Below are 26355 nucleotides of genomic sequence, written 5' to 3'. Positions count from 1 at the left end.
CCGAGAAATCGCATCACCCGCGCAGCGCGTCAACCATCTGCGTGACATTGTAGCGCATATAGTCGATATACGTCGCTCCCGGCCCGTTCGCGTCAGTCAGTGACTCAGTCAGCACGCGCACAATCTTCGCGCCCGTATCGCGGGCAATCTGTTCGGCCAGTTGCTGGTTGGCAATGTCGCCGACAAAAATTGCGGTGACGCCATTATCGGTAATCAGGTCTTGCAGTGCTGCCAACTCTTGGGCCGAAGGCGCGGTGCTGGTGCTGACGCCGGGAATGATTGCGCCGACTTGTCGCAACCCGTACCGGTCAGCCATGTAGCCAAAGATCATGTGATCCGACACGATCAGCCGGCGTTCGGCGGGAATAACAGCGAACTGCTCGGTGATCCAGCGATCAAGCTCGTCGAGCTGGCGCTGATACTCGGCGGCGCGTGTGGTGTAGGTGTTTGCTCCGGCTGGATCAAGTTGGCTCAGGGTTGACGCAATCACGTCAACCCATGCTTTGACGTTGGCAGGATCAGTCCACGTATGGCCGTCAACCTTATCTGCCTCATGGCTATGCTCATGCTCGTCGCCATGTTCATCGTGGGCATGCCCCGCCGCCTCTTCCTCGCTCATGGTGCGTAAAGCGAGATTTTCCGACAACGATGCCACTGGGGCCTGCGTGCCCGAACTGGCTATCAGGCGCTCGATAAATTCTTCATAGCCCGCGCCAACGATAAAGATGGCCTTGGCCGTATTTACCCGCGCTAGATCCTGCGGGCTTGGTTCGTAACTGTGCCCGTCAGCGCCAGTCGGCACGATGGTATCAACTTGCACCCGCTCGCCACCAACTTGGCGCACGACATCGGCCACGATACTGGTGCTGGCCATCACCGCAATCGCTTCTGGCGCAGCGGTGGGTTGGTTCGCCGTCGTACCAGCAGGGGCGGTAGTAGGTTGGTTCGCCGTCGTACCAGCAGGGTCGGTAGTAGGTTGGCTCGCCGTCGTACCAGCAGGGTCGGTAGTAGGTTGGCTCGCCGGGGTCTGGCCGCACGCTGCGATCAGCAGCGTCACGATGGCGATAACGGTGATGTACTGTATCCGTTTCATGGTATCTGCCTCCATTAATGAAACATTGTTTCAATAGATTATGGCGCATGCATGGGGAATTGTCAAATGGAGGGCATCCCGTAGCGACGCACGGCTGTTCGTCCCCACGGGATGGCGTTTTCAATGCGTCGTAGCGACGCACGGCTGTGCGTCGCTACGGGGGTAACATATCGATCAAACCACCAGCGATTACCGCATGATCATCGGGATATAAATCCGATACGACGGTCCGGTAATCACCGACGTTGGTGTAGGGGTGGGCGTGTTGGTGGGCGTGGCCGTCGCGGTCGGCGTGTTGGTCGCGGTGGGCGTGTTGGTGGGCGTGGTCGTCGCGGTCGGCGTGTTGGTGGGCGTGCTCGTCGGCGTGGCCGTCGCGGTCGGCGTGTTGGTCGGTGTGTTGGTCGGTGTGTTGGTCGGCGTGTTGGTCGGCGTGTTGGTCGGCGTGGCGGTGGGTACAATCGGTGCAAAGTTTGCCGTGAGCGTGCGGTTGCCGGTCGCCACAAAGCTGTAGCTGGCCGTGGTCGCCACCACGCTCGCGCCTTCCGTCCAGTTAACGAAGGTGTAGCCACTGGCCGGCGTCGCATTGACCGTCACCACTGCGCCGTGCGGGTAGGCGCCGCCGCCGCTGGCTGTGCCGCCAACCGCTGGATCAGCACTGACCGTGATTTGGTAGGTGGGGCGGGCATCTACATGGATGGCGAACGCATCGCGCGCAGCCAGTGTGTAGTTGACGATCTGCCCGCTCCCGTTCACTTCAATCAGGGCGCTGGCCGGGGCCGGCGTAGTCGTTCCCGGCAGCACGCAGATCCCTCCCACGAAGTCATATTTGGTGATGTCGCAGTAGAACCCGGCTGGCAGGCTGGTCTGGTAGGTCGTGGTTGCTGTCGCCGTCGTGTTGTTAATGGCGACAAAACCGCGGTTGCCGCGTCCGAACGCGATATGGTTACTCGGTGCGCCACCAATGTTTTGCCAGTTGGTGATCGGTTGGCCGTGGGTGGTCTGGCGGAATTGCACCATGTTGGCAATGCCCAGATGTCGATGCTCGCATACCCACGTGCCGAGGTCGGCGCTCGTGACTGAGTTGGGATAGTTACCCGAACAGTTGGCGGGATATTCACCTGCTACCTGTCCCGGTCCGTAGACCGGGCGGGTATCGGCCCCCAATCCCGGCCCCCACGTGATGCCGCCGTCGTTGCTGCTCGGTGGACCAAGGCTGTCGCTAGCATTGCTACTGGGGTTGGTTGTCCAGTAGTAGCTCGACATCACCGATGGGTGGCCGTAGGGTTGGGCCAAGGTGAAGATGTTGGCCAACAGGTGAGTGCGGCCATCACGGTGATCGACGACGCACGCGCCGCCGGGGCCGTGGCCGCGTTGGTTGTCGTGGTTGTCAACGAAGATCTGGGCGAACCGTGACGGCAACAAGCCGCCGGTGAAGTTTTGCAGGTCGCTGAGCGAACCGCCGCAGGTGAAGGCGTTGCCCATCACACTGACACTGTAGGCAAACTCGGTCACGTCGCCGTAAGGGGTGTATTCCCAGTCGCGGATGCGTTCGGCGGGATCCATGTCGATCACTTCGCTGAAGATGTAGGGTTGCCCGCCGCCAGGTAGGGTGAGGCCGTCAAGGATGGCACCGATCTCGTGGGCGGCCATGTGCTTGGCAGCGTCGATGCGGAAACCGCGCACGCCGGCGTTGAGCAAGGCTTGCAGGTAGTTGCGCAGCTTGGTCTGAACTGCCGCTTTGCCGGTGTCGAGGTCGGGCAGCCCGGCCAGTTGGCAGCGTTGTACCTGATAGCGGTCTTGATAGTTGGTAATCAGACAATCAGGATGGAAGTCGTCAGGTGTGTATTGGGTGCCGTAGAATCGGTTGGCTGCCGGTTGTGATTTGTATTGCGTGCCTGACGTGCCAGTTGGTGGGCTGCCCACTTCGATGTCGGCCATGTGATTGATCACCGCGTCCACGATCACGGCGACGCCGGCGCTGTTACAGGCGTTCACCATCTGTTGGAACTCGGCCCACGTGCCGCTGCGGCTGGTGAATCGGCTGGTGTCGTGCGTCACCGGTTGGTAGCGCGCCCACCACGGGAAATCGTTGGCCGGGTTGCCGCCGAGATCGGCGGTGGGCACAATATGCTCGTTTGGTGGTGAAACCTGTACACCGGTGTAACCCTTCTGACCGAGGAAAGTGCATTCTTTCGCAACATCGGCCCAACGCCACTCAAACAGGTGAACGAAGACGCCACCGGTTGGTTCGGAAGCCGGATCGGTAGTTGGGATGATCGTAAGCAGGCCGTCGCCTTGATCGTCATCGGCGGGGTTACCGTTAATGTCGTAGCTATCGGCTTTCCATTTACGTCCGGTTTCGGCCGTCTTCTTACAATATGCGGTAAAGCCATACGTGCCGGGGGCGAGACCCTCGATCACCGTTTTCGAAATCGTCGCCCTATACTCATCATTATTACCGATGTCAGTATTGTAAGTCATCGGAAGGTCGGTCCACGGCTGCCCGTAACGACCCCAATGCAAGAAACATTCGATTCCAGCGCCTTGGCCGGCCCCCGGCGTCACTCCCGCTTCGTAGACTTGCACGAAGACATCGAAGCCGGTGGGTGCAAAGCTGCCTTCGTTGATGGCGTGGGCCACTCCGCCGCGCGGGAACATTAGCCCAACCCAGTCAATCGTGCTTGGCGGTTCGAGGGCTTGGGTCGAGACGAAGACCACCGTGGTGCGCGGCGGGATGGTGAAGGTGTCGGTGGTGTCGTTAAAGCTGGCCGTCGCGATCACCGGATCGTCATCCACGCCGTTAGTGTGCAATGGGTGCAGGGTGAAGCCGTTGGCGTTGGGGATAGTGATTGTCTGGGTGATCGTGTTGGCGTTGAAGAAGATAAGAATATTCTCCCAATTCGGGTCGAGATCGGGATCGATTTCGTCTGACAACCGCATCACCAGCAAGCCGTCGCGGCTATTATCGGTGTTGTAGTGGCTGACGCGGGCATTGATCGCCGCTTCGGTGGTGAGCCGGAAGAGTGGTGAACTCATGCGGAGGCGCAACGTCTCGCGCATGTGAGCGGCGGCGAAGTTCATGTCGGCAGGGGCGGGGTCAAGCGCGGTGTTGTTCAGCAACGGCGTCATAATTCCCCAACGTGAGCTGTTATCCCAGGCTGGCGGCAGGCCGCGGCCAAAGTTGTTGGAACTGCGATCCCAATACACCCGGTTGAACCAGTCGCCCGAGTCGTAGCTGTTGCGGTCGAGCGATTTCGAGCGCAAGATATCTTGGCCCATATGGAAGAAGGGAATACCTTGCGCCAACCCGATCAAACTCACTCCCATATTTTGGCTGCGTACCCGGTCAGCCATGGTTGTGGTGGAGATACTGCTACTGCCGATCCAGCCCGGGTTACCACTGCCGTCGCCGTTGGGGAGTTTGAAGATGTTCTGGTCGAAGAGCGTTTCGTTGTCGTGCTTTTCGACGTAGTTGATCGTCTCTTGTGGATCGTCGGTAAACGGATTGCCTTGCCCGTTCCAGTCGGTGCCGCTGCCGCGCAACGCCGAGCGCAGCGTGTCCATTACTACGTGCAAATCGCTCTGGAAGCGGTTGGAATAGTTGTAGCCGTTCCAGTCGTAGCTGAGGCCATTGATGAACCCTTGCCGGCGAATGCCAACCGTGTCGGTGCTGTAGCCGCCGTGGGCCGCGTCACGGATAATATCGTTGAAGACGCCAATCCCGCTGCCGGTCATGTTGTATTTGTGCGCATAGCAGTGCGGACAGACGGTGAGTCCTTTATCTTTGGCCGATCCGAAATCCCAACCTTCACCGTACAGATAAATCTTGCTGCCATCGACGCCATGAGTTGCTGGGGTAAGCGCCTGTAACGCTGCTTGGACGTTGAGCATGTTCTGGCGAGTGTGTAGGTTCATCAAGTCAAAGCGGAAGCCATCGATCTTATACGCGGTAGCGAAGCGCACGACCGTATCGATCATGAGCTTCTCCATCATCGCGTACTCGGTGGCGGTGTCGGCGCAGCACGAGGATTGGTAGAGATTGCCGGCGGCGTCGTAGCGGTAGTAGTAGCCGGGCACAATCCGATCCAGCACCGATTTGTCATCTTGCCCGCTGGCTGCGGTGTGGTTGTAGACCACATCCATCACCACGCGCAACCCATTCTGGTTGAGTGCCTGCACCATCTCGCGGAACTCAAGGATGCGCGCGACGCCATCGGGGTTGGTGCTGTACGAGCCTTCCGGCACGCCGTAGTGGTAGGGATCATACCCCCAGTTGAAGCTGTCGGTCTGGCGGGCCGCGCCGACTGCCGCTTGCGGGCCAGTGGCGGCACGGTCGGTGGCGGGGTTGAACGAGATGGTCGGTTCAGTGCGGTCGGTCGGCTTTTCGATCACGGAAGCTATGTCAAACGCCGGCAAGAGGTGGATATGCGTCAACCCGGCCTGCCGCAGTTGCAGCAGATGGTTCATTCCATCCGAGAGGGTAGAGTTCGGATGCGGGCCGGTTCCATCGTAGGTAAAGGCGCGGTAGGTGCCGCGATCCGCTGCTGCAACCGTGCTATCGTTGGCGCTGAAGTCGCGGATATGCACCTCGGAGATCACAATGTCTTCGGGGTTCGTCAGCGCCGGCTTGCTCAGCGTATCCCACCCTGTCGGCTTCAGATCGGCATCGTTGAGGTTAACAAATTGACTGCGTACATCATCGGTGGTAGCGCCGTCTGACGACAAACTGATCGAGTAGGGGTCAGTCACGAGGTTGGTAACGACCGTGTCGAGGGATGGTACATACACCTCAACCGCAAACAGATAAAATTGGCGATCCCACGATGCATCACCGGTGACGCTCCATACACCGCTTGCCGGGTCGAGCGTCATCGGGTGGTCGGTGTAGGAAGTAGCGGTAGAGGTGGCGAAGCGGCGGAGGGTCACCGTTTTCGCCGTCGGCGCCCACAACCGCACCGTCGGCGCGCCACCACTGTAGCTGACGCCGAGGGTTTGCGCAGCGGCATTGGCTGCGTACAGATCATCGAGCACTCCCTGAATCTGGACACGAGTAGCATCGATGCGGTTACCGCTACCATCATACGCCGCAACGACCACTTGGCCGCGTAGTAGGTGACCGGCGTTAGCTGCACTCAAGCCGGTGAGCAGTCGGGTGAGGCCGGTCGCGTTCGGATTCTTAACAAAGCCGCTTACCGTACCGCTGATGGTCAACGGTACATAACACGGCGCTGCTGGACTGGGGAAGCTACAAACCGTCGTTTCGGCTGCGGTGGTCATACCGCCGTCGGGATCGTAGAGTAAGCGGAAGCTCGCCGCCGGGCCGCCATTCCATGCGATGGTGCTCAGATCAAGCCACAGCGCGCGGGCTTGGGCGGGTGTGATGGCACTCGTGCCGCTGCTGACGGTATAGCTATAGTTACTGCCACCATTCGTATCGGCGTTGATCGTCATTAGATCGGCATCGTTCCCGTCAATCGAACCCACATTTCCTGAACTAAAGACGTAATAACTGACGGTCGTGCCGGCGGTTTGGGCCGGAATGGTTGCACTAAATGACGTGCCGCTGCCGGTCATTTTCACCACCGTGGAGGCTGCCCAATTCCCGTTGACGGCATAACGTAGCCAGAGTGCCTGCGCTGCTGGTGGGGTAACGTTCGTGGTAGCAGTAACCGTCACCGCTTGCCCGGCGGACGGCGCAGCCGGACTGCGGTTCACACCGGTGATCGTGGCCGGTGATGCGCTCAGTTGGAACACCACCCCGCGCCCACCGCCATCCCACTTAAAGACATAATAGCTGCCGGTGACGTGGTTGAAGCGCAGATTGCGCTCGCCGCCGCCGCCAGTGCTGAGGCCGGTAAAAATCTGGCCAAACGTCACGTTGTTTGGCGCATCTTTGCCGAACCATTGACTGGTTTGCTTAAAGAACTTGAATTCGCTGTTGGGATTGCTTGGTTCGTTGACTTGGCCGCTGGTGTAGATAAACGTCCCACCCAGACTGGCCGACATCGTCCATGGCGTATTACCCCAATCGTTGAGGCTGCCGCGCACCTCTTCGCCAGCGGCGGCAACAGGCAGGGGCAACATGAGGGCAATCAGGCCGGAGACGATCGTGAGGGCAAGCAGCAGGCGCAGGCTACGATGATGCACGGCACAACCTCGTTGTCTAGCGTAATGAAGTGGGGAGTTACATCTCTGGCATTATAACTAATAACTGGGATAACACGGATTATAACACAGATTGGTTTTTTACGCAATAGTATTGTTGACAACGAACAAATTCCTCCGTAGAGCCGCACCGCGGTGCGGCTTCCGGTGATGCGGTGAACGCCCGATGGTGCGGTGCGTTGCCCGGTGATGCGGTGATCGTCCGATGGTGCAGTGTGTTGCCCGGCGATGCGGTGATCGCCCATCCACCACTGTAGAGCCGCACGGCCGTGCGGCTCCTAATGATGCGATGATCGCCCGGTGATGCGGTGCGGCGCCCAGTGGTTTGGTGATCGCCCGGTACCCCGGTCGGGGCGACGGTTCGGCTCTACCCACCTCGTGATCTGTTACAATGATCGCATTAATCTGCCATTTATTAACGACCACACCTATGCACACCTTTCACCCGCAAACCCCTGACTGGGAACCGCGCGTGCGTGCGAGCTTTGCCCGCCAAGGCCTGATGATCGCGCTCCATGCTGTGATTGAGCACGTGTGTCCGGGAGAGTTAGCGATTACAATGCCCGCCGATCCGTCCTACAGCCAGCAGCACGGCTACATCCATGGCGGGGTGATTGCCAGCATTCTCGACAGTGCCTGCGGTTATGCGGCACTGTCGCTCATGCCCGCCGATCGCGAAGTGTTGACGGTCGAATTCAAGATCAACTTTCTGAGTCCGGCCCGCGGCAACCGTTTTGTGGCCATTGGTCGGGTGGTGCGGACGGGACGCACGGTGACGGTGTGTCGTGGCGAGGCGATGGCGATTGATGGCGACCGGCGTTCGACCATCGCGCTTATGCAGGCGACGATATTTGCCGTGCCGGCAACGCCAGTGTTATAAGCCCTTCTCCATCGCGTTTAGGGGCGGACAGAGTATGGCGCAGATGTGGTTGAAGGCTTTGCGATGCTTTGGTTCATCCTTACCCCTAGTCCTGCTCACACCGGTACGAGCGAGGGGGTTCTGTTGGATGGTGAAAATCGCCTTCTATCTCGCGCTTGGTGATGCAATCGTGCTCTGGTTCTGGTGGCGCGACCGGCGCGGGCAGCGGTACGCCAATTTCTTGCACCGCTACGTCGCAGTGTACTATTACATTTCGGTGATTGTGTTTGGCCTGCTGCATCTGACCAACTACACCGCAGTGGGGCTTGGTGGTATGCGCCGCTGCTAGTCTTGCTGCAACTCATCGGCGGCTTCATCTACGGTTATGTTCGGATCCGGCTCGGGTTCTAGTATGCCATCCTGTTCCCCATGGCGGATAATCTGTTCTTCACGTTGGGTGATGTGATGAACATGCTGTTCGGCCCGCTCGGCGGGGTGGTCTGGCTGGCGGTTCTCGTTCTTTCTTCACTGGCGATCGTGGTGGTGACGTTCAAGCAGAGTCTGGTTTTGGGCGAAAAAACGCCGCTGCAAGCGTGATACAAGTCGCTGAGTTGGTGCATGGAGGCAAGCCAACGAGCATTCGCGTTCTGCGCTGCGCAGAGCAGACGCCAAGTGGCGAGAAACCTGTGGCGCTATCAGGTTTCTCGCCTTTCTTTATGTGCATTGGGTGGGGTTAGACGATAGAGGATGGCTGCACGCTGAATCCGGCGTCAACGCCGGCACCCGCTGCAGCGTAACTGCTTGGCGTTGCAGCCGGTGCGCGAGTTGCACCAATGGTTGTAACATTGGACTACGATACTCACAACGGGCAATGATGTAATCTGTTGTGGCGAAATGACGTTTGTATTGCATCACCCCTTCAATACCGGCACTCGTGTTGAAATCAAAGAAGCTTAAACCTCGTGCAATCGCATCGCGAATAATCTCAACATCGAGCACAAACAACGCGCGTCGCGCCAGCGCGTCGCGGGTCGCCGTACCATTCCAAAGGGTCACGTGCTGGTTCCAATAAAAGGCGAGTCGTCCTCCCACAACCTGACTGTCGAGTTCGACCACCCACAACGTTATCTCGTGCGGGTATGCCTGCGCGAAGGTAAACATCTGTGCGAAAAATGACTATGGATAGCCGTAGGTCTCATCTTTCCCCCAGCGATGAACGGCGTCGCGGTAGGCAGCGTAATAAGCTTGCCAATCGGCAATAGTGTGGGCGCGGCGCATGCGTGCGCCTTCGCGCAGACCACGCCGGTAATTGCCGCGCGCGTTGCGTGAAAAACGATCAAATAACGTCTCAAAATCGCTGTCGAGCCGAATAATATGCGCAATCTCATCGCCAATGCGATAGGTGCGGTCGATTGTTTCCGGCGGCGCTAGCGGGTTGGTCAAATAGGCGAAACTGGTCACATTCCAGCGATAAACCAGCCGGTAGATGTGAGCTGCTTCGACGGCAGTGAGCGGGCCGTCGGCGATAATACCGCCATAACAGCCTTCAAAGGTCGAGAGCAATGCTATACACGGGCCATTGTGACGCACTTCCAGCAGTGGCAATATGGCACGGACACCGCTTGGCAAGAATACGGCAATGGTGCGATCACGCACAGCGGGAATAGCTGCGCAGGCAATCTCAGTCCAGCACGGGGTGTGGAAGAAGGTGGCATATGGGCAAGCACGGGCAACTTCCCACCAGAGCTGGCGGCTGACGGCAGTAATGGTGCGCATAAGGATGTCCCTTGCTTGGTAATAACCATATGTGTGGTATATGCAACACGATGCTGTCTTGGTTATAAAACCAGAAGATGAAAAGTTAGGTGACAACCAGCGCTCTAAACTTAACAGCTTTGTCAGCCGCAATGGCGGGATAAGGATAGCGGGAGGAAGAGGTGAAAGCGCCATCGTGAGGGGTGCGCAACGGCACGCTTACGAATCGGCAACGAGCATCGAGCTGGAGGGTACTTGTTCACTCTCGGTATGGGGTGAACGGCGGCGGAGCTGGTTGACCAAGGCAATCACCGGTTTGAGCAAAGGACTGCGATAGCGGCAACGGGCGATCACGTGATCGGTAGTGGCAAAATTGCGCTTGTACTGCATCACTCCAGTGATACCGGCGCTGGTATTGAGGTCGTAATAGCGGAACCCGCGCGCTGCGGCATCACGCGCAATCTCGACATCGAGCACGACCATTGCCCGCCGTTTGAGTGCCTCGCGCGTTACGGTGCCGTGCCACGCAGTGACGTGCTGGTTCCAGTAGAAGGCTAAAGTTCCTCCGACCACGGCGCCATCGAGTTCTACGACCCAAAGCGCCATCTCTTCCGGGTAGCGCTGCTCGAAGGCGAAGACGTGGGTGAAAAATTCCCACGAATAGCCATAGTTGTCATCTTCACCCCACCGCCGCACCGCATCGCGGTAGGTGCGGTAATAGGCAGCGTAGTCATCGGGTAATGCTGCCCGCCGGATGCGCACTCCTTCACGTAGACCGCGCCGATAATTGGTGCGGGTGCTCTTGTCGAAGCGGTTGAAGATCGTCTCAAAATCGCTGTCTAGATGGAGGATGTGGGCAATTTCATCACTAAAACGATACGTCGTGTCGATCGTTTCCGGCGGGGCGAGCGGGTTGGCAAGGTAGTAGAAGTTGCTGATATTCCAGCGGTAAGCTTGCCGATAGATGCGAGCGACGTCACGGCTGCTAAGCGGCCCATCGGCAATGATGCCGCCGTAACAGCCTTCAAAGGTTGACATCAAGGCCGCAAAAGGGCCGTAACGCCGGATTTCGAGCAACAGCAGCACGGCGCGCACGCCGTTGGGCAAAATCGCCGCAATGGAGCGATCGCGGACGGTGCTATTCACACGGCAGGCTAGCTCCGTCCAGCGCGGGGTGTGGAAGAAGGTGGCATACGGGCAAGCGTGGGCAACCTCCCACCAGAGTTGTTGATCGACCGGTTGGATGATTTGCACCTTACGTTCCTTCTCTGTAGGCGTGCGTTCGCTGCTGTCGTGTTGTTTGTAACACACGATGCTCAGTCGTGAGCAGGGAAATATTCCCTTGTTATGATGACAGTGTTGTTATTGAGACTTTACCCGTGTAAACGAAAACGGTTCTCCCCCAAGGGGAGAACCGTTTGATTATCAAGGGCTAGATTTACGGCAGAGTCTCGTTGACATATCCTTGCAACTGCGGATGCAAGGACGGATCGCGCAGCTTGCGCAGCGCCTCGTGCTCTAACTGGCGCACCCGTTCGCGGGTGAGGCGCAGGCGCTGGCCGATCTGTTCGAGGGTGTGCATCGGCTCGCCGTCGAGGCCGTAGCGCAGGCGCAAGATGTTGCGCTCGCGCGGCGAGAGCTGGCTCAGCGCAGCTTGCACATCGGCCTGCAGCATGCTCTCGCTCACCTCATCAAAGGGGGTGGGTTGGAGCGGATCGGTCAAGATTTCGGCGAGCGCGCCGCCGCCGTCTTCCGTATGCGCTTCATCAAGCGACGCCGGCGCCATCCCGGCTTGCTCGGCCCGCTCGACCTGTTCGATGGTCAGGCTGGCGGCATTGGCCAGCTCTTCCAGCGTCGGTTCGCGGTCGAGCTGTTGGGCCAGTTCTTGCCGCAGCCGCGACAGCCGGCTCAACCGTTCACCTAAATGCACCGGCAAGCGCACAGTGCGGCTGTGGTCGGCAATCGCGCGCCCGATGCTCTGCCGGATCCAGTAGGTAGCATAGGTCGAGAACTTCAGACCGCGGCTGGCGTCAAATTTATCGACCGCGCGCATGAGGCCGACGCTGCCTTCTTGGATCAGATCGAGCAAGGCCAGACCGTGGCCTTGATAGCGGCGGGCAATGCTCACTACTAGTCGCAGGTTAGAGTTAATGAGTTGGGCGCGAGCTTGCTCGCCAGCAGCGACTTGCGCCGCTAGCCGATGCTTTTCGGTGATCGGGAGCAATGGCTCATTAGCCAGCCGCTCGGCGGCGCGCCGGCCCTGCGCAATTGCGTTGGCCAGTTGCTGTTCCTGCTCAAACGTCAGCAGCGGCTCGGCGCCGATCTCGTTCAGATACAGCACAATCGTATCCGATGCGCTGCGACCAATCGTGGTTGGGTTGCTCATTGCGCCTCCTTATGCGCCGGTGAGACTGTCCGGCGCGTGCGATGCGAACCGCTGAGGTTCATAGATGTAGACGCAGGTGGTAGCCTCTGCGGTTCCCCGCGGTCACGCAAGCGTGGGCCGCGGAGGGTGCGGCGGGTGGGTGGCGCCGCGCTCTCGTGGGGCAGGCAGGGAGTGTGATGGATAAGGGTGAAGATGCTAAACTGCCCGCCGGTTCCTAGTATCGGCGGGCAGCTTAAAGAGAAGGTTAAAGAAAAATGAGAGGCGGATGAGAATTTCTGCCGCTGCTCGTACTCGTAGTAGTTGCTGGCGCAGAGGTGGGGTGCCAATAACGTTCCCTCTGCGCCCTTCAAGGTTGACCAGAATATATGAGCGTAAATGTGGTTGAAGGCTTGGCGATGAGTCGTTTCGCCCTCACCCCCAGCACCTCTCTAACTGGCGCGGGAGAGGGGAGCGTATCGCCGCACGTTGCGGCATCGTACAGCGATCAACGGGTGTGACCGACCACATGTTCTGTCCGCCCCTCAACCCCCTGGGGGAGGGAGAAACCCAGCGCCCCTCAGCGTGTGCTGATGTCATTGCGCGGGCGCGGTGGCGGGTTCGGCTGTCATTGTTTCCGAAGCCAATGTATAGTTGAAGGGCGGACAGCAATGAGCGCAGATATGGTTGATAGCTTTGAGATGCGCCGGTGTACCCTCACCCCCAGCCTCTCTCCCACTGATGCGGGAGAGGGGAGCGCAGAACCAAGCGTTGCAGCATCGCCCAGCGATCAACAGTTGCGCTCGATCAAACGTCCTGTCTGCCCCTCAACTCTGCGTACCTCGCGCCCTCTGCGGTTAGCCTCGCTTACCGCTCGCTCATCGCCAGTTCGCGCCGCTTCTTCTCGCGGCGGCGATCGTCGGCGCTGAGCAGCTTCTTGCGGATGCGCCAACCCTTGGGTGTCACCTCGACCAGCTCGTCGTCGCCGATATACTCGATCGCGTCGTCAAGCGAGAGCTGACGCGGCGCATCGAGCCGAACCGTCTCGGCGCCGCGGTTGTTGCGCATATTGGTGAGGTGCTTCTCTTTGCAGACGTTCACCTCAAGGTCGTTGTCGCGAATATGCTGGCCGACCACCATACCTTCGTAGACCTCTTGGCCGGGAGTGATAAAGAAGACGCCGCGGTCTTGCAAGGCGTGAATGGCATAGGTGGTGGCGACGCCGCCTTCGGCAGCGATCAGGCTGCCGTTAGCCCGCACCTCGATCTCGCCCGCGTATGGCTCGTAGCCGAAGAAGATGCTGTTCATGATCCCGGTGCCGCGGGTGGCGGTGAGGAAGAGCTGGCGGAAGCCAAGCAGGCCGCGCGTCGGCACGAGATAGACATAATGAACCGAGCCGTCTTCGCTGATGCGCATATCGCGCATCTGGCCCTGCCGCTTGCCAAGCAGCTCGACCACCACCCCCTGATACTCGCTTGCCACCTCGATCTCGACCAGCTCCGTTGGTTCGAGGCGGGTGCCATCGGGGGCTTCGCGGAAGATCACTTCCGGCTTCGAGACCTGAAACTCATAGCCCTCGCGGCGCATAGTCTCGATCAGAATGCCGAGATGCAACTCGCCGCGCCCGGCGACGATAAACACATCGGGGCTATCGGTCTCTTCCACCCGCAACGCCACGTCGCGCTCCATCTCTTGGAACAGGCGCTCGCGCAGTTTGCGCGAAGTGACGTAGGTACCCTCGCGCCCGGCGAAGGGGCTGGTGTTGACGCCAAAGGTCATGCGGACGGTTGGTTCTTCGACCTTAATCGGCGGCAACGCTTCGGGGGCCAGCGCGTCGGCGATGGTGTCGCCGATGGCAGCGTCGGGGATGCCGGCAATCGCGATAATATCGCCGGCCTGCGCCTGCTCGACCTCTTGCCGCTCTAGCCCGTTGTACACAAAAATCTGGCTGACTTTAGCCGGCGTGATCGCGCCGTCGCGCGCGATCCGCACCAACGGCTGCCCTTTGCGGATCGTGCCGCGCACCAGCCGCCCAGTGAGAATCTTGCCTTTGTACTCGTCGTAGGTGCTGGTGGTGACAAGGAACTGCACCGGCCCCTCGACATCAACCGTGGGGGGCGGAATGCGGTCGAGAATGCACTCGAAGAGCGGTTCGAGCGAGTCGTGCAGCTTGAGCGGCGAGCGCCCGGCGTGGCCGAGCAGGGCATTGGTGAAGATGGTGGCGAACTCGGCCTGCTCGTCGCTTGCGCCGAGATCAACAAACAGGTCAAAGGTCGCGTTGACGACGTGGTTGGGGCGGGCTTGCGGACGGTCGATCTTGTTGACGACCACGATTGCTTGATGGCCGGCCTGCAACGCTTTGCGCAACACGAACTTGGTTTGCGGCATCGGGCCATCAACGGCGTCAACCAGCAGCAACACGCCATCAACCATGTTCATCACCCGCTCAACTTCGCCGCCGAAATCGGCGTGGCCGGGGGTATCGACGATATTAATCTTGACGCCGCGGTAGGTGACGGCGGTATTCTTGGCGAGAATGGTAATGCCTCGCTCGCGTTCGAGGGCGTTGCTATCGAGCACGCGCTCTTCCACGTGCTGGTTTTGGCGGAAGATGCGGCTCTGCTTGAGCATTGCATCAACGAGCGTTGTTTTGCCGTGGTCAACGTGAGCGATAATCGCGATGTTCCGCAGGTCGGTGCGCTGGATCATACCTTTTCCGTAACGTGGGCCGCTGGGCGGCGTGAAAAACGCTCAGGCCGAACCTGAGCGCAACGATACTCATCCTATTATAGCATGGTTGCAGGGTTGGAATGGCTCAGCAAATACTTGGTATAATACCATTATCAACGCTCTTTCAGCCTTAAAGGAGACGAGATCGTGACTACCGGCCGCCGTCGCGCTGTGTTATTCGCGACTTGCATTGTTGATCAGCTCTACCCGACCGTCGGTTTAGCTACGGCCGAGCTGTTGGAACAACAAGGCGTGACCGTCGAGGTTCCGCCTGATCTGTTATGTTGCGGCCAGATGGCGTTCAACGCCGGCTTTCGCGATGACGCGTACGCGGTGGCCGGGCGCACGCTGGAAGTATTGCGAGGCAAAGGCGATGTGGTGATGCCGTCGGGATCGTGTGCGGCGATGATCCGCCATCTCTACCATGAGTTGTTTGCGCACACGCCCTTTGCCGGCATGGCCGCCGACTTAGCCCATCGCACCTACGAACTCAGCGAGTATCTGGTCGATGTGTTAGGTGTGACCGAGGTTGGCGCGCGGTTCAATAGTCGCATCACCTATCACGACTCCTGTCACGGCCTGCGGTTTCTTGGCCTCGGCGCGCAAGCGCGCGCGCTGCTAGGCCGCGTGCAAGGGGCGGAGGTGGCACCGTTGCCGGGGTGCGATCAGTGTTGCGGGTTCGGTGGCCTGTTTGCGGTCAAGCAGCATACCATCTCGACCGCGATGCTTGACCGCAAGATCGAGGCGATCGCCTCAACCAACGCCGATCTGGTCGTGACCGGTGATGTGTCGTGTATGACCCAAATCGCTGGCGGTTTGTCGCGCCGTAACCTGCCAACCCGCGCCCGCCATTTGGCCGAGGTGTTAGCGAATATGGTGGACGCACGGTAAATCCGGTTTCTGAGGGAACGCACCCGTAGAGCCGCACGGCGGTGCGGTTCCGGCCAATCGGGTGAACGCTATGGGTGTCCAGCCGCACGGCGGTGCCGTCCCAAATCGGTCTATCGCCTAATACCAATCACAATCTGGATTGTTCTATCACCTAGAAATCACCGCTATGCCGCAAACCATCGCCTTTTTCGACCGCGTTGACCACGCCCTGCACGATTCGTCGTTGCAGACGGCGCTGCACCGGGCGACGACGCGCTTTATTGGCAACCGGGCCGGCGCGATCGGCGCGCTGAGTGATGCTGATCGGTTGCGCGATCAAGCCCGTGCCATTCGCGCCCATGCGCTGGCCCATCTCGATGAGCTCTTGCCGCAGTTGGCCGCCAATGTCGAAGCGCGCGGCGGCCATGTGTGCTGGGCCAGCGATGGCGAAGAGGCCAGCCGTTATATTATTGAACTGGCCCGCGCGCGCGGGGTGCGCAGCATTGTTAAATCGAAGTCGATGGCCTCGGAAGAGATCCATCTCAACGAGGCGCTCGAAGAATCCGGCTTCGAGGTGGTCGAGACCGATCTCGGCGAGTATATTATCCAGCTTGCCGGTGAAACGCCGTCGCATATCATTGCTCCCGCTATCCACAAGACCCGCGAGCAGGTGAGCGAGCTGTTCCAACAGCACCTCGGCATGCCGCCGACCACTGAAGTGCCGCCGATGATCCGCACTGCCCGGCAGGCGCTGCGCCAACGCTTCTTGCAGGCTGATATGGGCATTAGCGGGGTCAATTTTGGCGTGGCTGACAGCGGTGCAATCGTGATTGTCGAGAATGAGGGCAATGCGCGCCTCTCGACCACGGTGCCGCGCATCCACGTGGCGATTATGGGGATCGAGCGGATTGTGGCCCGCCTCGCCGATCTGGGTGTGATGCTGCAAGTGCTGGCCCGTTCGGCCACCGGCCAAAAACTGAGTGTCTACACCAGCCTGATCAGCGGCCCGGCCCGGCCCGGCGAAGAAGACGGCCCCGAAGAGTTTCACCTGATCTTACTTGACAATGGCCGATCACGGATTTTAGGCGGCCACTATGCCGAATCGCTGCTTTGTATTCGCTGTGGCGCCTGCCTCAACGCCTGCCCGGTCTATCAGGCGATTGGCGGCCACGCCTACGGCGGCGTCTATTCCGGCCCGATTGGCGCTGTGCTCACCCCGTTGCTGCAACCCGATCTACCCGATGCCTACCTGTTGCCGCAAGCAAGCTCGCTCTGCGGCGCCTGCCAAGAGGTCTGCCCGGTGCGGATCGCCATTCCTGACATGCTGCTGCGCCACCGGGCTGATGCGGTGAAGGCCGGCAAGTTCCATCCGGTTGAAAAAGCGGCGATTGCCAGTTATACGCTGACGATGACCCACCCGGCGATCTACAATGTCGGCGGTAAAGCCGGCCGGTTCTTCAGCCGTATTCTCGCCCGCAAAGGTCGCTTCCGCCGCTTGCCGCCGCCACTGCACTTGTGGACGAAACAGCGCGATTTTCCGGCCTTGCCGCCTAAATCGTTCCGTGAATTGTGGGCCGAACGGAAGAAATAACGCCAATCATCATCGTAGTATAGGGGCAGGTTTCACACCTGCCCCCAAACCGTAAGGGTCAGTTTGAACCCTGCCCCTCCTATCGGATATGCGTATCACCATCCATGTCGAACGACCAGACACTGCCGATGCGCTGGCGTTGATCGAAGAACTGGAAGCCGAACTGGCCCCGCTCTACCCGCCGGAAAGCCAGCACGGCTATAGTGTCGAGAAGCTTATTGCGCAAGGAGTCGCCTTTTTCGTCGTGCGGCTGAACGGCGAGGCCGCCGGTTGCGGTGGTATCCAACTGTACCCTGACTATGGCGAACTGAAGCGGATGTATGTGCGGCCAGCGTTTCGCGGGATGGGGCTGGCCCAACGGCTGATCGATCACCTCGCCGCGTATGCGCTGGCGCGCGAATACCGGTTGCTTCGGCTCGAAACCGGTACGTTGCAGCATGCGGCTATCCGCTGCTATGAAAAAGCCGGTTTTTACCAGATCGGCCCGTTCGGCGAGTATCCCAATGATCCGTTGTCGTTATTCTACGAACGGCGACTGTAAGGAGAGGCGCAAAGGGGGTAAAGGCGCAGAGGGTGTAAAGACGCAGAGGACGATAAACGCAAAGATGCAGAGGGCGCAGAGCACGCAGAGGTTTTTTGTTATTCTCAGTAGGAGGCTTTTGCCATACCTTTATCGCTCTGCGAAGCTTGTGTTTTGATTAGGAGATGTTATGAGCCGTGAACAGATTCTCGCCAATCTCCGTACCAGCCTCAACGCCAACCGGCCATGGTTGCAGGCCGAGGCCGAGCGGATGCCGCACGAAGCGCCGCCGTTTGTGTTGCCGGCCCAAGATGATGTGGTTGGCCAATTTGTCGCTGAGCTGGCGAAGCTGGAGGGCGAAGCCTACCGGGTGGCAAATGCCGATGAGGCGCTGGCGATTATTGACCGTCTGATCGAAGAGACGCACGCCACCAGCGTGATCGGGTGGGATCTCGCCCAAATTGGCTTGCCCGGTCTGTCGGAATTGCTAGTGGCGCGCGGGATTACGCCAGCGAAAGCTGATGTACGCGGGGAAGGGCGCAAGGCGCGGCTGCAAGAATTGGAACCGATCCCGATCTGTTTGTCAGGCGCTGAGCTGGCGATTGCCGAGAGCGGTACGCTGATCTTGCGCCATGGCCCCGGCAAGCCACGTCTTGCTTCGCTGCTGGCGCCGTGCCACATCGCCGTGATCTTCCGGCACCAACTAGTGCGTGGCCTCGGCGAGGCGCTGGCGCTGCTGACCCAACGCTATGGCAATGAGATCTTCGGCCCAACCAGCAACCTCACCTTCATCACCGGCCCGTCACGCACTGCCGACATCGAGATGACCCTCTCGCTCGGCATTCACGGCCCGCCGCAGATTCACGTGATTGTGGTCGAGGGGTAGTGCTGCTGTATAGGCAACGATGCTGAGGACGCAGATGAACAGCAAACCACCCATTTTTGTCACCCGCCGTCTGCCCGATCCGGCGATGGCGATCCTCGCCGAGCATTGCACGGTTGCACTGTGGGATAACGCCGAGACCCCTATCCCGCGCGATGAGCTGTTGCGCGGCGTCGCGGAGGCGGAAGGTTTGCTCTGCCTGATCACCGACCGCATCGACGCCGAGGTGATCGCTGCGGTACCGCGGTTGCGTGCCGTGTCGATTATGGCGGTCGGCTATGATAATATTGACCGCGAGGCGCTGGCGGTGCGCGGGATTACGCTCACCAATACGCCCGACGTGCTGACCGAGACCACCGCCGATCTGGCGTGGGCCTTGCTCTTGGCCGCTGCCCGCCGGGTGGTGGAGGGCCACAAACTGATCGAACGCGACGGCTGGGGGCCGTGGCACCCGTTGCAGATGGTGGGGCAAGACATCTATGGCCGGGTGCTGGGGGTGGTTGGCGCGGGCCGGATCGGGCAAGCGGTCTTGCGTCGGGGACGTGGCTTTGGCATGCGGCTGCTCTACCACAACCGCCGGCCCAATCCCGAACTTGAAGCCGAGCTGGGGGCCGCATATCGTTCACTCAACGATCTGCTTGCCGAAAGTGATGCGGTGGTAGTGACCGCACCGCTCACCGCCGAGACCCGCGGCATGTTTGGCGCGGCCCAGTTTGCCTTGATGAAACCCACCAGCATCTTCGTCAACGTCGCTCGCGGGCCGCTGGTGCGCGAAGCAGAACTGGTCGCGGCGCTGCGCGCCGGTCGTCCGTGGGCCGCGGGTCTCGATGTCTTCGAGCGTGAGCCGATCGGGCCGGATCACCCGCTGCTCGCCTTGCCGAACGTGGTGCTCACCCCGCACATTGGCAGCGCCAGCGTCGCGACTCGCGTGCGTATGGCCATCCTCGCCGCCGAGAATCTGGTGGCGGTGTTGAGTGGCAAACCGACGCCGAATGTGGTGAGGTAGCCTCTTTCTATCCTAGAACGGCACTGGTTCGGTTGTGATGATTGCAAGCACCAACAAGCAAAAGAAGAACCCGGATAAGATAAGACCTACTAACTGCATGATTAACATGGCCGTCAGCCATCCCTTCCCTTCCAGGGCTCGTCCGGTTCGCGCCTGAACGTTGCGCGCTTCGTTCCAGAAGACGATATTCGCAATCAGACCGGGAATATACAGCACAAAGTAGAGAACGAGCGTTAAGATGGCCTTCAAGGTAAAACTCTCTTCTTTGATAATGTAGACCGGCGGCGGTTGGGGAGGACGGTAGGGGGAGTTGGGATCATACATCTCGCATCTCCTCTCAGTGGTAGATATGGCTGCGACGAGGGCGGATGCTTAATGAGTTGCGAGGAATAATAGAGTGTTTAAATTCAAATAAAAAACATACCTCTTTGAACCTTAAAAATATCCAATCCATTTCCTCTTGTCAATCGTTGAGATGATGCGAAAACGTTTAGCGTGACGTATAATCTTTACAGTCATGGATACCTTGCGGGATTCGTTGCTTTCTGGCGGATTTGGCGGAATGTTACCTTTCCCTCGCGATTGTCATTGGGTGACGATGGGATGATGAAGCGCCGTTCTGCGGTATGGCTGGCGGTTGTTCTCGCGGTGTTCGTTCTGATCTGCGGCATCGGCAGTCTTGCCGTGCTGTTAGCCAATCCCTTCTTTAGCCCGGATCGGCTGACCGAGACCACCCAACTCTCGCCGGAACAATCGGCGCAGTGCCGCTACGCGCTCGGTCTGCGGCCCGCCGCGCCGGTGACGTTTGAGTATTATGCGTACCGCGACGGCTTTCTTGATGATCAACTCACCTGCCGGTTCCGCGCGGGGCAGAACGAACTGGTTGAGCTGTTCGATCCGGCTTTAGTAGATGTGCAATACACTGACGCGCAGCCGATTCGTCCGGGTGAGCATCTGCGCCTACGGATCGAGCCGATCGATGTCGATACCATCCTCGTCACCGGTGAGTGGTACACGATGTGATGATCATGCTCTTCTGCGTTCTCTGCGGTGCAACACTTCGCCCAACGTACCATTTCCGGTAAGATAGATAGAAAGAGCATACCTGTTGCCTATGCAGATCGAACCCTATGCCCCAACTCGACGGCATTCTTGAGCGGATTACCTATCAGAGCGAGAGTACCGGCTATACGGTTGCGCAATTGCGTCCCGCTGGCAAACGCGATACCGTCACGATTGTCGGCCAACTGCTCGGCGTGCAACCCGGCGAACAGCTCATCCTCGAAGGTGAGTGGCGCGACCATCCGACCCATGGCCGCCAATTCAGCGTGCAACGCTACCACACTTGCCTGCCCGCCACCATCGACGGCATTCGCCGCTATCTCGGCAGTGGTCTGATCAAAGGGGTTGGCCCGGCCACCGCCAAACGGATCACCGAGACCTTTGGCAAATATACGCTCGATGTGCTCGATCGCGAGCCGGAGCGGTTGCGCGAGGTGACGGGGTTAGGGCGCAAGAAGGCTGAGCTGATCGCCGCGGCGTGGCGGGAGCAGCAGCGGATCAAAGACCTGATGCTGTTGCTGCAAGACCTTGGCCTGCCAACCGGCGTCGCGGTGCGCATCTACAAGCACTACGGCGACGACGCGCTGGGAGTGGTGCAGCATGAACCGTACCGGCTCGCCGATGAGGTGGATGGGGTGGGGTTTCGCACCGCTGACGCGATTGCCGCCGGTCTCGGCATTGCTCGCGACGACCCGCGCCGGATCGCCGCCGGGGTGCGGTTTGCGCTCGGTCAAGCGTCGGATGACGGTCACTGCTATCTGCCGTGGCGCGAGCTGATCGAGCATGCTGCTAGCCTGCTCACTGTGGCGGCAACGAAGGTGCAAGCGGCAGTCGATCAGATGCTTGCCGTCGGCCAGCTCTGGCGCGATCCGGTCGTTACCGCCGCAACACCCGCCGAGCAGCCGATCTACTTGCCGCCGCTGGCGTTCGCTGAAATCGGTGTCGCCAATGCGATCTGGCGCTGGCTCACGCAGCGTTCGGCGCTGGCTGCCCACTATGCCCCTAGCCGCTGGGAACTGGTCTTTGCCCATCTGGCCGAACGGCGCGGCATCGATCTGAGCCCGCAGCAGCGCGCAGCAGTGCGCACCGCCTTGACCAGTCCGGTGATGCTGCTCACCGGCGGGCCGGGTACCGGCAAAACCACTAGTCTGCGCGCGCTGGTGCTCTTGCTGCGCGCCCGCGGCTACTATCCCTTGCTCGCCGCGCCAACCGGACGCGCCGCCCGCCGGTTGAGCGAAGCCACCGGGATCGAGGCCCGCACTATCCACCGCCTGCTTGAATACAGTCCTGACGGCGCGTTCCGCCGCAACGCCGATAATCCGCTCGCCTGCGATCTGTTGGTGATCGACGAAGCCAGTATGCTCGACGTGGTGCTGGCAAACCAACTGCTCAAGGCGACGCCTCTCAACGCGCATGTGGTCATCGTCGGCGACGCCGACCAACTGCCGAGCGTTGGGCCGGGCCGTGTGCTCGGCGATCTGATCGACAGCGGGATCGTGCCGCGCATCCATCTCGACGCCATCTTTCGCCAAGCCGCCGGCAGCGGCATCGCTGCCAACGCGCGCCGCATCAACGACGGCCTGCTGCCAGACTGGGGAGGGCACGACGACTTCTACTTCTTTGCCGCCGAGACACCCGAACGCTGCGCTGAACTCGTTGTCGAACTGGTGGTCGAACGCATCCCGCGCCGGTTCGGGTACGACCCGCGCCGCGACATCCAAGTGCTCAGCCCAACCCACAAAGGCAACGCCGGCGTGGCCGCCCTCAACACCGCCTTGCAAGCCGCTCTCAACCCGCCCCGTCCCGGTGTGGCCGAATACCGCAGCGGCGCGACCGTCTTCCGGGTTGGTGATCGGGTCATCCAGCAGCGCAACGACTACGACCGCGATGTCTACAACGGCGACACCGGCGAGATCATCGCCATCGACGCCGCAGCGCTGACCGTGGTAGTGCGGTTTGAAGATGGGCGCGCTATCCGGTACAGCGGCCTCGACCTTGACGATCTCACCCTCGCTTACGCACTCAGCGTGCATAAAAGCCAAGGTAGCGAATACCCGGTAGTGGTGCTGCCGCTCTTGCTCCAACACCAACCGCTGCTGCAACGCAACCTGCTCTACACCGCCGTCACCCGCGCCCGCCAGCTTGTGGTCATCGTTGGCGACCGGCGCGCCGTCGCTGCCGCCGTTGCCGCCGCCGAGATCGAACGGCGCTACACCGGCCTCAGCGTGCGGCTACGCGAGTAGTGGCGCAAAGATGGCAAAGACGCGGGAGAGCCGGACGGCTGTCCGGCTCCGCAGAGGTGCGCAAAGGATTTTTTTGGGAAGAGGACTGAGCGTGCTCGTGCCAAACCTTCAAAAACTTTGGCGTGCTTTGCGCACTTGGCGTTTGAATCTTGGCGAACTTTGCGGGCTTGGCGTCTTTTTCCAACGCTTGGTCATTACGCCAATCGAACATGCTAGAATGCGAGTCACCCAACCTGATATTTGGTACGCAAAACAGGTTATGTCGGTTCAGACGAAAGAGCAAATCCTCGATCTCTTACGGAGACACCAGCGCGAGTTGCAGCGTTTGGGTGTGCGGCGTTGCGGACTGTTTGGCTCCTTCGTGCGGAATGAGGCGCAGACAGGGAGTGATGTCGATATTGGGGTCGAATTCGAGCCAGATCAGAAAACGTTTGATCATTTCATGCAGCTTGCATTGTTCCTTGAAGATCTATTTGACCGTAAGGTCGATTTGATTACGGTTGAAGCATTAAGCCCATATATTGGCCCGCACATTCTCCGTGAGGTTGAATATGTCTCGATCGGTGCGTGAGTATCTTCAGCATATCCTCGATGCGACAAGTTATCTTTTACGAAGTTCCCAAAGTCTCGATCACACAACCTTTCTATAAGATGAGACCTTGAAGCGTGCGTATGTGCGGAGTGTTGAGATTATTGGCGAGGCAGTAAAATATATGCCTGAGTCGATCCGGCAGAAATATCCAATCATTGAGTGGCGCATGATTGCCGGAATGCGTGATCGACTTATTCATGGCTATTTTGGCGTCGATTATGATATCGTATAGAATGTGGTTGTAAATAAAATTCCAGCGCTTGATACGGCGATCAAGCAGATTATTGCGCAAGAATATCCTTAGACGAGAGAGGGTATGTACGTTCCTGAGGATGCCAACCATGTTCATGTACATAAAGAAGTTTTCTTGCCGAGGTATCGTCTACATCCGCACTGGTGCTGTCATCCATGCCAAACATACCTCGCAGCATCACCACGATACATCCGTAGACTGGGCATCGTTCTGCTAGTTAGAGAGAACTCCAATCACGCTCCTTCAATGTTGTCGACAGCTTGCCTGACAAACTGTAAAACTATTCGCCATGCGATTATCGCTGCCGGGGGCGGCTTAGTCGTGATCGGGCTATTCATTGTAGGAATGAATAGTGGGTTGACCGAGTGGGTGCTGTCGCTCGTGGCTGTTTGGCAAGGAGAGCCGCCAGCGCCGCATTGGCTGGCGAAAATTCATGCCATCGGCATAGAGGCATTGGTCAGCGGGATAGCACTGGTTGCGCTGGGCTGGGTCGCTCTGCCGCGCTGGAATTGGCTGGCGGCTCTCGCGCAACAGGATAGCAGCGTATTAACCGTAGCTCTGCTTACGATTGGGGGATTGTGGCTGCCGGTTGCGCTCATTGGTCATAGCGCCGTCATTGGCGGCGAACGGTATTGGTGGCTTGATGATGATGCCATGATTTCAATGCGCTATGCCCGACACCTTGCTCAGGGTGCGGGTTTGGTCTGGAATTTAGACGGTGAGCGCATTGAGGGGTATACCAATCTGTTGTGGACACTCTATATGGCGTTGGTGCATCTGTTGCCGATCCCGGTTGCCCAAACCTCGTTGATCATCCTGTTGACCAACATCACGCTTGTCGTCGCGACCGTTCCTATCATCATCCGCTTCGTGCGCGCGCTGGGCGGTGGCCCGTTGGTGGTTGCCGCCACCGTGCTCGGCTTCGTGCTCAATAAAAATGTGATGGCGTGGACAACCGCCGGCTTTGAAACTATCTTGTTGACGTTGTTGTTTCTGCTGGCCGCCTATCGAATTGTCACAGAGGCGCAGCAGCGAACGCCGCGTCTGTTCACGTTTGTAATCATCGCGCTCCTGTCACTGGTTCGATCAGACGCGGTGATCTTGTCAGTGTTGCTGTATGTGCTTGCGGTGTGGTTAAACAGCAACCGAATGCTGATCATCGGGTATGCTGCATTGTCGTTGGCCTTGCCGATAGCCCATGCCCTATTTAGAGCGTTGTATTACGGCGATGTGCTGCCCAACACCGCTTACCTGAAGGTCTTTGGGTGGGAGGGAACATTGCTAGCGGGTTTCCGATACTTCGTCGCCTTTGCCATGCATTACCCTTTTGCGCTCGGCTTTGCCCTGATCGGTTCATTATTGACAAAAGATAAAGTGCGTCGCGCGTTGCTGGCGGTGGTTTTGGCATATATGGCGTATGTGATCTATGTTGGCGGAGATGCCTTCCCCAACTTTCGGTTTTTTATACCGATCCTTCCTCTCATACTCACGCTGGCCTTCCTTGGGGTGCAATCGCTCATTCGCACTGGTTGGACAACGCCTGTGCAGGGAGAGCAACTATCTGCACCGCGTACCATCCTGCTTGCCGTTGGGTTGAGCGTTGTGCTAAGCGGCGTCACGATGGCGGCCCTCGCGCCAATGATTGATTTGCTCGTTGCTGGGGCGCAATCAGGGTCCGCCATCAATCAGTGGTTTGCCTTCATCATCGGCGTGAGCGCGCTCGCTAGCAGCGTAGCAGCTTTCTTTGGGTGGAATGCGCTGCAACGCGTGCTTTTACAACCGGCTGTCGCATTCAGACTCTGGTTTGGGTTGCTCTGTCTGATAGGAACGCCGTTGCTTGTGCCGGGGTACAGTTGGTTTCTGCTGCCCAATGTGGCTGATGTTGGCAACGTGACGATCGGGTTGCTGCTGAAGCGCAATACCCCGCCAACAAGCAAGGTTGCTGATTTCTGGGCTGGGTCGGTGTTTTACTTTTCTGAGCGCTACGCGATTGATTTGCTCGGGAAGTCAGATCGTCACATTGCTCGTCTGCCGGCTGCTTCTGGCAGCACGATGCCCGGCCACAATAAATTTGATTTTGACTACTCGTTAGGCGTTCTGAAACCTGATTTCGTGGTAGCTAACTTTGCCCTGCCGGTAGACGAAGCGATGTTGCGGCAATTAGCCACCGGCGATTGGGCCTTCACCGGTCAATTATATTTCAACCGGATGTTTCAGCAGCATTGCCTGCCATATCCCATCCCTATCGCTACATGGCGAACGATCTTCGTTTGTGATTGGTCTGAGCAGATCAGCAAGCGGCATGATTGGGATGCCTGTTCTATCACAACAGCGAGCAATTGTGCTGCAGAACGTTAGGCTAGCGCAAGAT

At 59.1% G+C, this 26355-nt stretch carries 21 protein-coding genes; 13 read left to right on the top strand and 8 right to left on the bottom strand.

Features of this window, described 5'->3' with window-relative positions; translation table 11 throughout:
* Positions 1–13 precede the first annotated feature (13 nt).
* Complete coding sequence (locus U9R61_RS03090) at positions 14–1093, bottom strand: metal ABC transporter solute-binding protein, Zn/Mn family (RefSeq protein WP_322487356.1); 1080 nt, start codon at positions 1091–1093, stop codon at positions 14–16.
* A gap of 189 nt (positions 1094–1282) precedes the next feature.
* Complete coding sequence (gene pulA / locus U9R61_RS03085) at positions 1283–7240, bottom strand: pullulanase-type alpha-1,6-glucosidase (RefSeq protein ID WP_322487355.1); 5958 nt, start codon at positions 7238–7240, stop codon at positions 1283–1285.
* A gap of 448 nt (positions 7241–7688) precedes the next feature.
* Between pulA and U9R61_RS03080 the strand changes: the two genes are divergently transcribed.
* The 3 genes from U9R61_RS03080 (at position 7689) to U9R61_RS03070 (ending at position 8714) form a co-directional block, all read left to right on the top strand.
* Positions 7689–8138 carry a PaaI family thioesterase gene (locus tag U9R61_RS03080; RefSeq protein WP_322487354.1) on the top strand — a complete coding sequence of 150 codons (450 nt, stop codon included), beginning with the start codon at positions 7689–7691 and terminating at the stop codon, positions 8136–8138.
* 127 nt (positions 8139–8265) lie between these two features.
* Positions 8266–8466, top strand: a complete 201-nt coding sequence (locus U9R61_RS03075) for a hypothetical protein (RefSeq protein WP_322487353.1) — start codon at positions 8266–8268, stop codon at positions 8464–8466.
* A gap of 80 nt (positions 8467–8546) precedes the next feature.
* Complete coding sequence (locus U9R61_RS03070) at positions 8547–8714, top strand: hypothetical protein (RefSeq protein WP_322487352.1); 168 nt, start codon at positions 8547–8549, stop codon at positions 8712–8714.
* Between the two features lie 117 nt (positions 8715–8831).
* Here U9R61_RS03070 and U9R61_RS03065 read toward each other — a convergent pair whose 3' ends face one another.
* From U9R61_RS03065 to typA, 5 genes are all read right to left on the bottom strand, one after another.
* A complete protein-coding gene (locus tag U9R61_RS03065) occupies positions 8832–9278 on the bottom strand; it encodes a GNAT family N-acetyltransferase (protein ID WP_322487351.1) in 447 nt (148 codons plus the stop codon).
* 15 nt (positions 9279–9293) lie between these two features.
* Complete coding sequence (locus tag U9R61_RS03060) at positions 9294–9893, bottom strand: hypothetical protein (protein WP_322487350.1); 600 nt, start codon at positions 9891–9893, stop codon at positions 9294–9296.
* A 198-nt stretch (positions 9894–10091) separates the two neighbouring features.
* A complete protein-coding gene (locus tag U9R61_RS03055; protein WP_322487349.1) occupies positions 10092–11126 on the bottom strand; it encodes a GNAT family N-acetyltransferase in 1035 nt (344 codons plus the stop codon).
* Between the two features lie 184 nt (positions 11127–11310).
* Positions 11311–12258, bottom strand: coding sequence for a sigma-70 family RNA polymerase sigma factor (locus U9R61_RS03050; protein WP_322487348.1), 948 nt, complete (start codon positions 12256–12258; stop codon positions 11311–11313).
* A gap of 843 nt (positions 12259–13101) precedes the next feature.
* Positions 13102–14943 (bottom strand): translational GTPase TypA, encoded by a 1842-nt coding sequence (gene typA, locus U9R61_RS03045; protein ID WP_322487347.1) that lies wholly within the window; start codon positions 14941–14943, stop codon positions 13102–13104.
* 168 nt (positions 14944–15111) lie between these two features.
* Between typA and U9R61_RS03040 the strand changes: the two genes are divergently transcribed.
* From U9R61_RS03040 to U9R61_RS03020, 5 genes are all read left to right on the top strand, one after another.
* Positions 15112–15855, top strand: a complete 744-nt coding sequence (locus tag U9R61_RS03040) for a (Fe-S)-binding protein (protein ID WP_322487346.1) — start codon at positions 15112–15114, stop codon at positions 15853–15855.
* A 166-nt stretch (positions 15856–16021) separates the two neighbouring features.
* On the top strand, positions 16022–17425 hold the full coding sequence (locus tag U9R61_RS03035; protein WP_322487345.1) for a LutB/LldF family L-lactate oxidation iron-sulfur protein: 1404 nt from the start codon (positions 16022–16024) through the stop codon (positions 17423–17425).
* Between the two features lie 88 nt (positions 17426–17513).
* Positions 17514–17966: a GNAT family N-acetyltransferase gene (locus U9R61_RS03030; protein WP_322487344.1), complete on the top strand. Its 453-nt coding sequence runs from the start codon at positions 17514–17516 to the stop codon at positions 17964–17966.
* Positions 17967–18135: 169 nt separating this feature from the next.
* Complete coding sequence (locus tag U9R61_RS03025; RefSeq protein ID WP_322487343.1) at positions 18136–18831, top strand: lactate utilization protein; 696 nt, start codon at positions 18136–18138, stop codon at positions 18829–18831.
* Positions 18832–18865: 34 nt separating this feature from the next.
* The gene (locus tag U9R61_RS03020) at positions 18866–19834 is read left to right on the top strand and encodes a D-glycerate dehydrogenase (RefSeq protein WP_322487342.1); all 969 of its coding nucleotides are present in this window, start codon (positions 18866–18868) and stop codon (positions 19832–19834) included.
* Positions 19835–19846: 12 nt separating this feature from the next.
* Here the strand turns inward: U9R61_RS03020 and U9R61_RS03015 are convergent, their stop codons facing one another.
* Positions 19847–20158 carry a hypothetical protein gene (locus U9R61_RS03015; RefSeq protein WP_322487341.1) on the bottom strand — a complete coding sequence of 104 codons (312 nt, stop codon included), beginning with the start codon at positions 20156–20158 and terminating at the stop codon, positions 19847–19849.
* Between the two features lie 282 nt (positions 20159–20440).
* Between U9R61_RS03015 and U9R61_RS03010 the strand changes: the two genes are divergently transcribed.
* The 5 genes from U9R61_RS03010 to U9R61_RS02990 all read left to right on the top strand — a co-directional run bounded on the left by U9R61_RS03010 (position 20441) and on the right by U9R61_RS02990 (position 26342).
* Positions 20441–20857 (top strand): hypothetical protein, encoded by a 417-nt coding sequence (locus U9R61_RS03010; RefSeq protein ID WP_322487340.1) that lies wholly within the window; start codon positions 20441–20443, stop codon positions 20855–20857.
* Positions 20858–20964: 107 nt separating this feature from the next.
* Positions 20965–23139, top strand: a complete 2175-nt coding sequence (locus U9R61_RS03005; protein ID WP_322487339.1) for an ATP-dependent RecD-like DNA helicase — start codon at positions 20965–20967, stop codon at positions 23137–23139.
* A gap of 259 nt (positions 23140–23398) precedes the next feature.
* On the top strand, positions 23399–23710 hold the full coding sequence (locus U9R61_RS03000; protein ID WP_416208816.1) for a nucleotidyltransferase family protein: 312 nt from the start codon (positions 23399–23401) through the stop codon (positions 23708–23710).
* 88 nt (positions 23711–23798) lie between these two features.
* The gene (locus tag U9R61_RS02995; protein WP_322487337.1) at positions 23799–23963 is read left to right on the top strand and encodes a DUF86 domain-containing protein; all 165 of its coding nucleotides are present in this window, start codon (positions 23799–23801) and stop codon (positions 23961–23963) included.
* A gap of 84 nt (positions 23964–24047) precedes the next feature.
* Positions 24048–26342: a hypothetical protein gene (locus U9R61_RS02990; RefSeq protein WP_322487336.1), complete on the top strand. Its 2295-nt coding sequence runs from the start codon at positions 24048–24050 to the stop codon at positions 26340–26342.
* The last annotated feature ends 13 nt before the right edge of the window (positions 26343–26355 follow it).

Source organism: Chloroflexus sp. (assembly GCF_034431535.1).
Classification (GTDB): Bacteria; Chloroflexota; Chloroflexia; order Chloroflexales; family Chloroflexaceae; genus Chloroflexus.
The sequence above is the reverse complement of the archived record's forward strand: the minus strand, read 5'-3'. Positions and strand labels throughout refer to the sequence as shown.

Coding starts and splice junctions, on each gene's coding strand:
- U9R61_RS03030 (WP_322487344.1), top strand. CDS start 17,514: ATGCGTATCACCATCCATGTCGAACGACCAGACACTGCCGATGCGCTG.
- typA (WP_322487347.1), bottom strand. CDS start 14,943: ATGATCCAGCGCACCGACCTGCGGAACATCGCGATTATCGCTCACGTT.
- U9R61_RS03020 (WP_322487342.1), top strand. CDS start 18,866: ATGAACAGCAAACCACCCATTTTTGTCACCCGCCGTCTGCCCGATCCG.
- U9R61_RS03075 (WP_322487353.1), top strand. CDS start 8,266: ATGGTGAAAATCGCCTTCTATCTCGCGCTTGGTGATGCAATCGTGCTC.
- U9R61_RS03000 (WP_416208816.1), top strand. CDS start 23,399: ATGTCGGTTCAGACGAAAGAGCAAATCCTCGATCTCTTACGGAGACAC.
- U9R61_RS03090 (WP_322487356.1), bottom strand. CDS start 1,093: ATGAAACGGATACAGTACATCACCGTTATCGCCATCGTGACGCTGCTG.
- U9R61_RS03080 (WP_322487354.1), top strand. CDS start 7,689: ATGCACACCTTTCACCCGCAAACCCCTGACTGGGAACCGCGCGTGCGT.
- U9R61_RS03035 (WP_322487345.1), top strand. CDS start 16,022: ATGCCGCAAACCATCGCCTTTTTCGACCGCGTTGACCACGCCCTGCAC.
- U9R61_RS03015 (WP_322487341.1), bottom strand. CDS start 20,158: ATGTATGATCCCAACTCCCCCTACCGTCCTCCCCAACCGCCGCCGGTC.
- U9R61_RS03050 (WP_322487348.1), bottom strand. CDS start 12,258: ATGAGCAACCCAACCACGATTGGTCGCAGCGCATCGGATACGATTGTG.
- U9R61_RS03005 (WP_322487339.1), top strand. CDS start 20,965: ATGCCCCAACTCGACGGCATTCTTGAGCGGATTACCTATCAGAGCGAG.
- U9R61_RS02990 (WP_322487336.1), top strand. CDS start 24,048: ATGTACGTTCCTGAGGATGCCAACCATGTTCATGTACATAAAGAAGTT.
- U9R61_RS03065 (WP_322487351.1), bottom strand. CDS start 9,278: ATGTTTACCTTCGCGCAGGCATACCCGCACGAGATAACGTTGTGGGTG.
- U9R61_RS03010 (WP_322487340.1), top strand. CDS start 20,441: ATGAAGCGCCGTTCTGCGGTATGGCTGGCGGTTGTTCTCGCGGTGTTC.
- U9R61_RS03025 (WP_322487343.1), top strand. CDS start 18,136: ATGAGCCGTGAACAGATTCTCGCCAATCTCCGTACCAGCCTCAACGCC.
- U9R61_RS03070 (WP_322487352.1), top strand. CDS start 8,547: ATGGCGGATAATCTGTTCTTCACGTTGGGTGATGTGATGAACATGCTG.
- U9R61_RS03060 (WP_322487350.1), bottom strand. CDS start 9,893: ATGCGCACCATTACTGCCGTCAGCCGCCAGCTCTGGTGGGAAGTTGCC.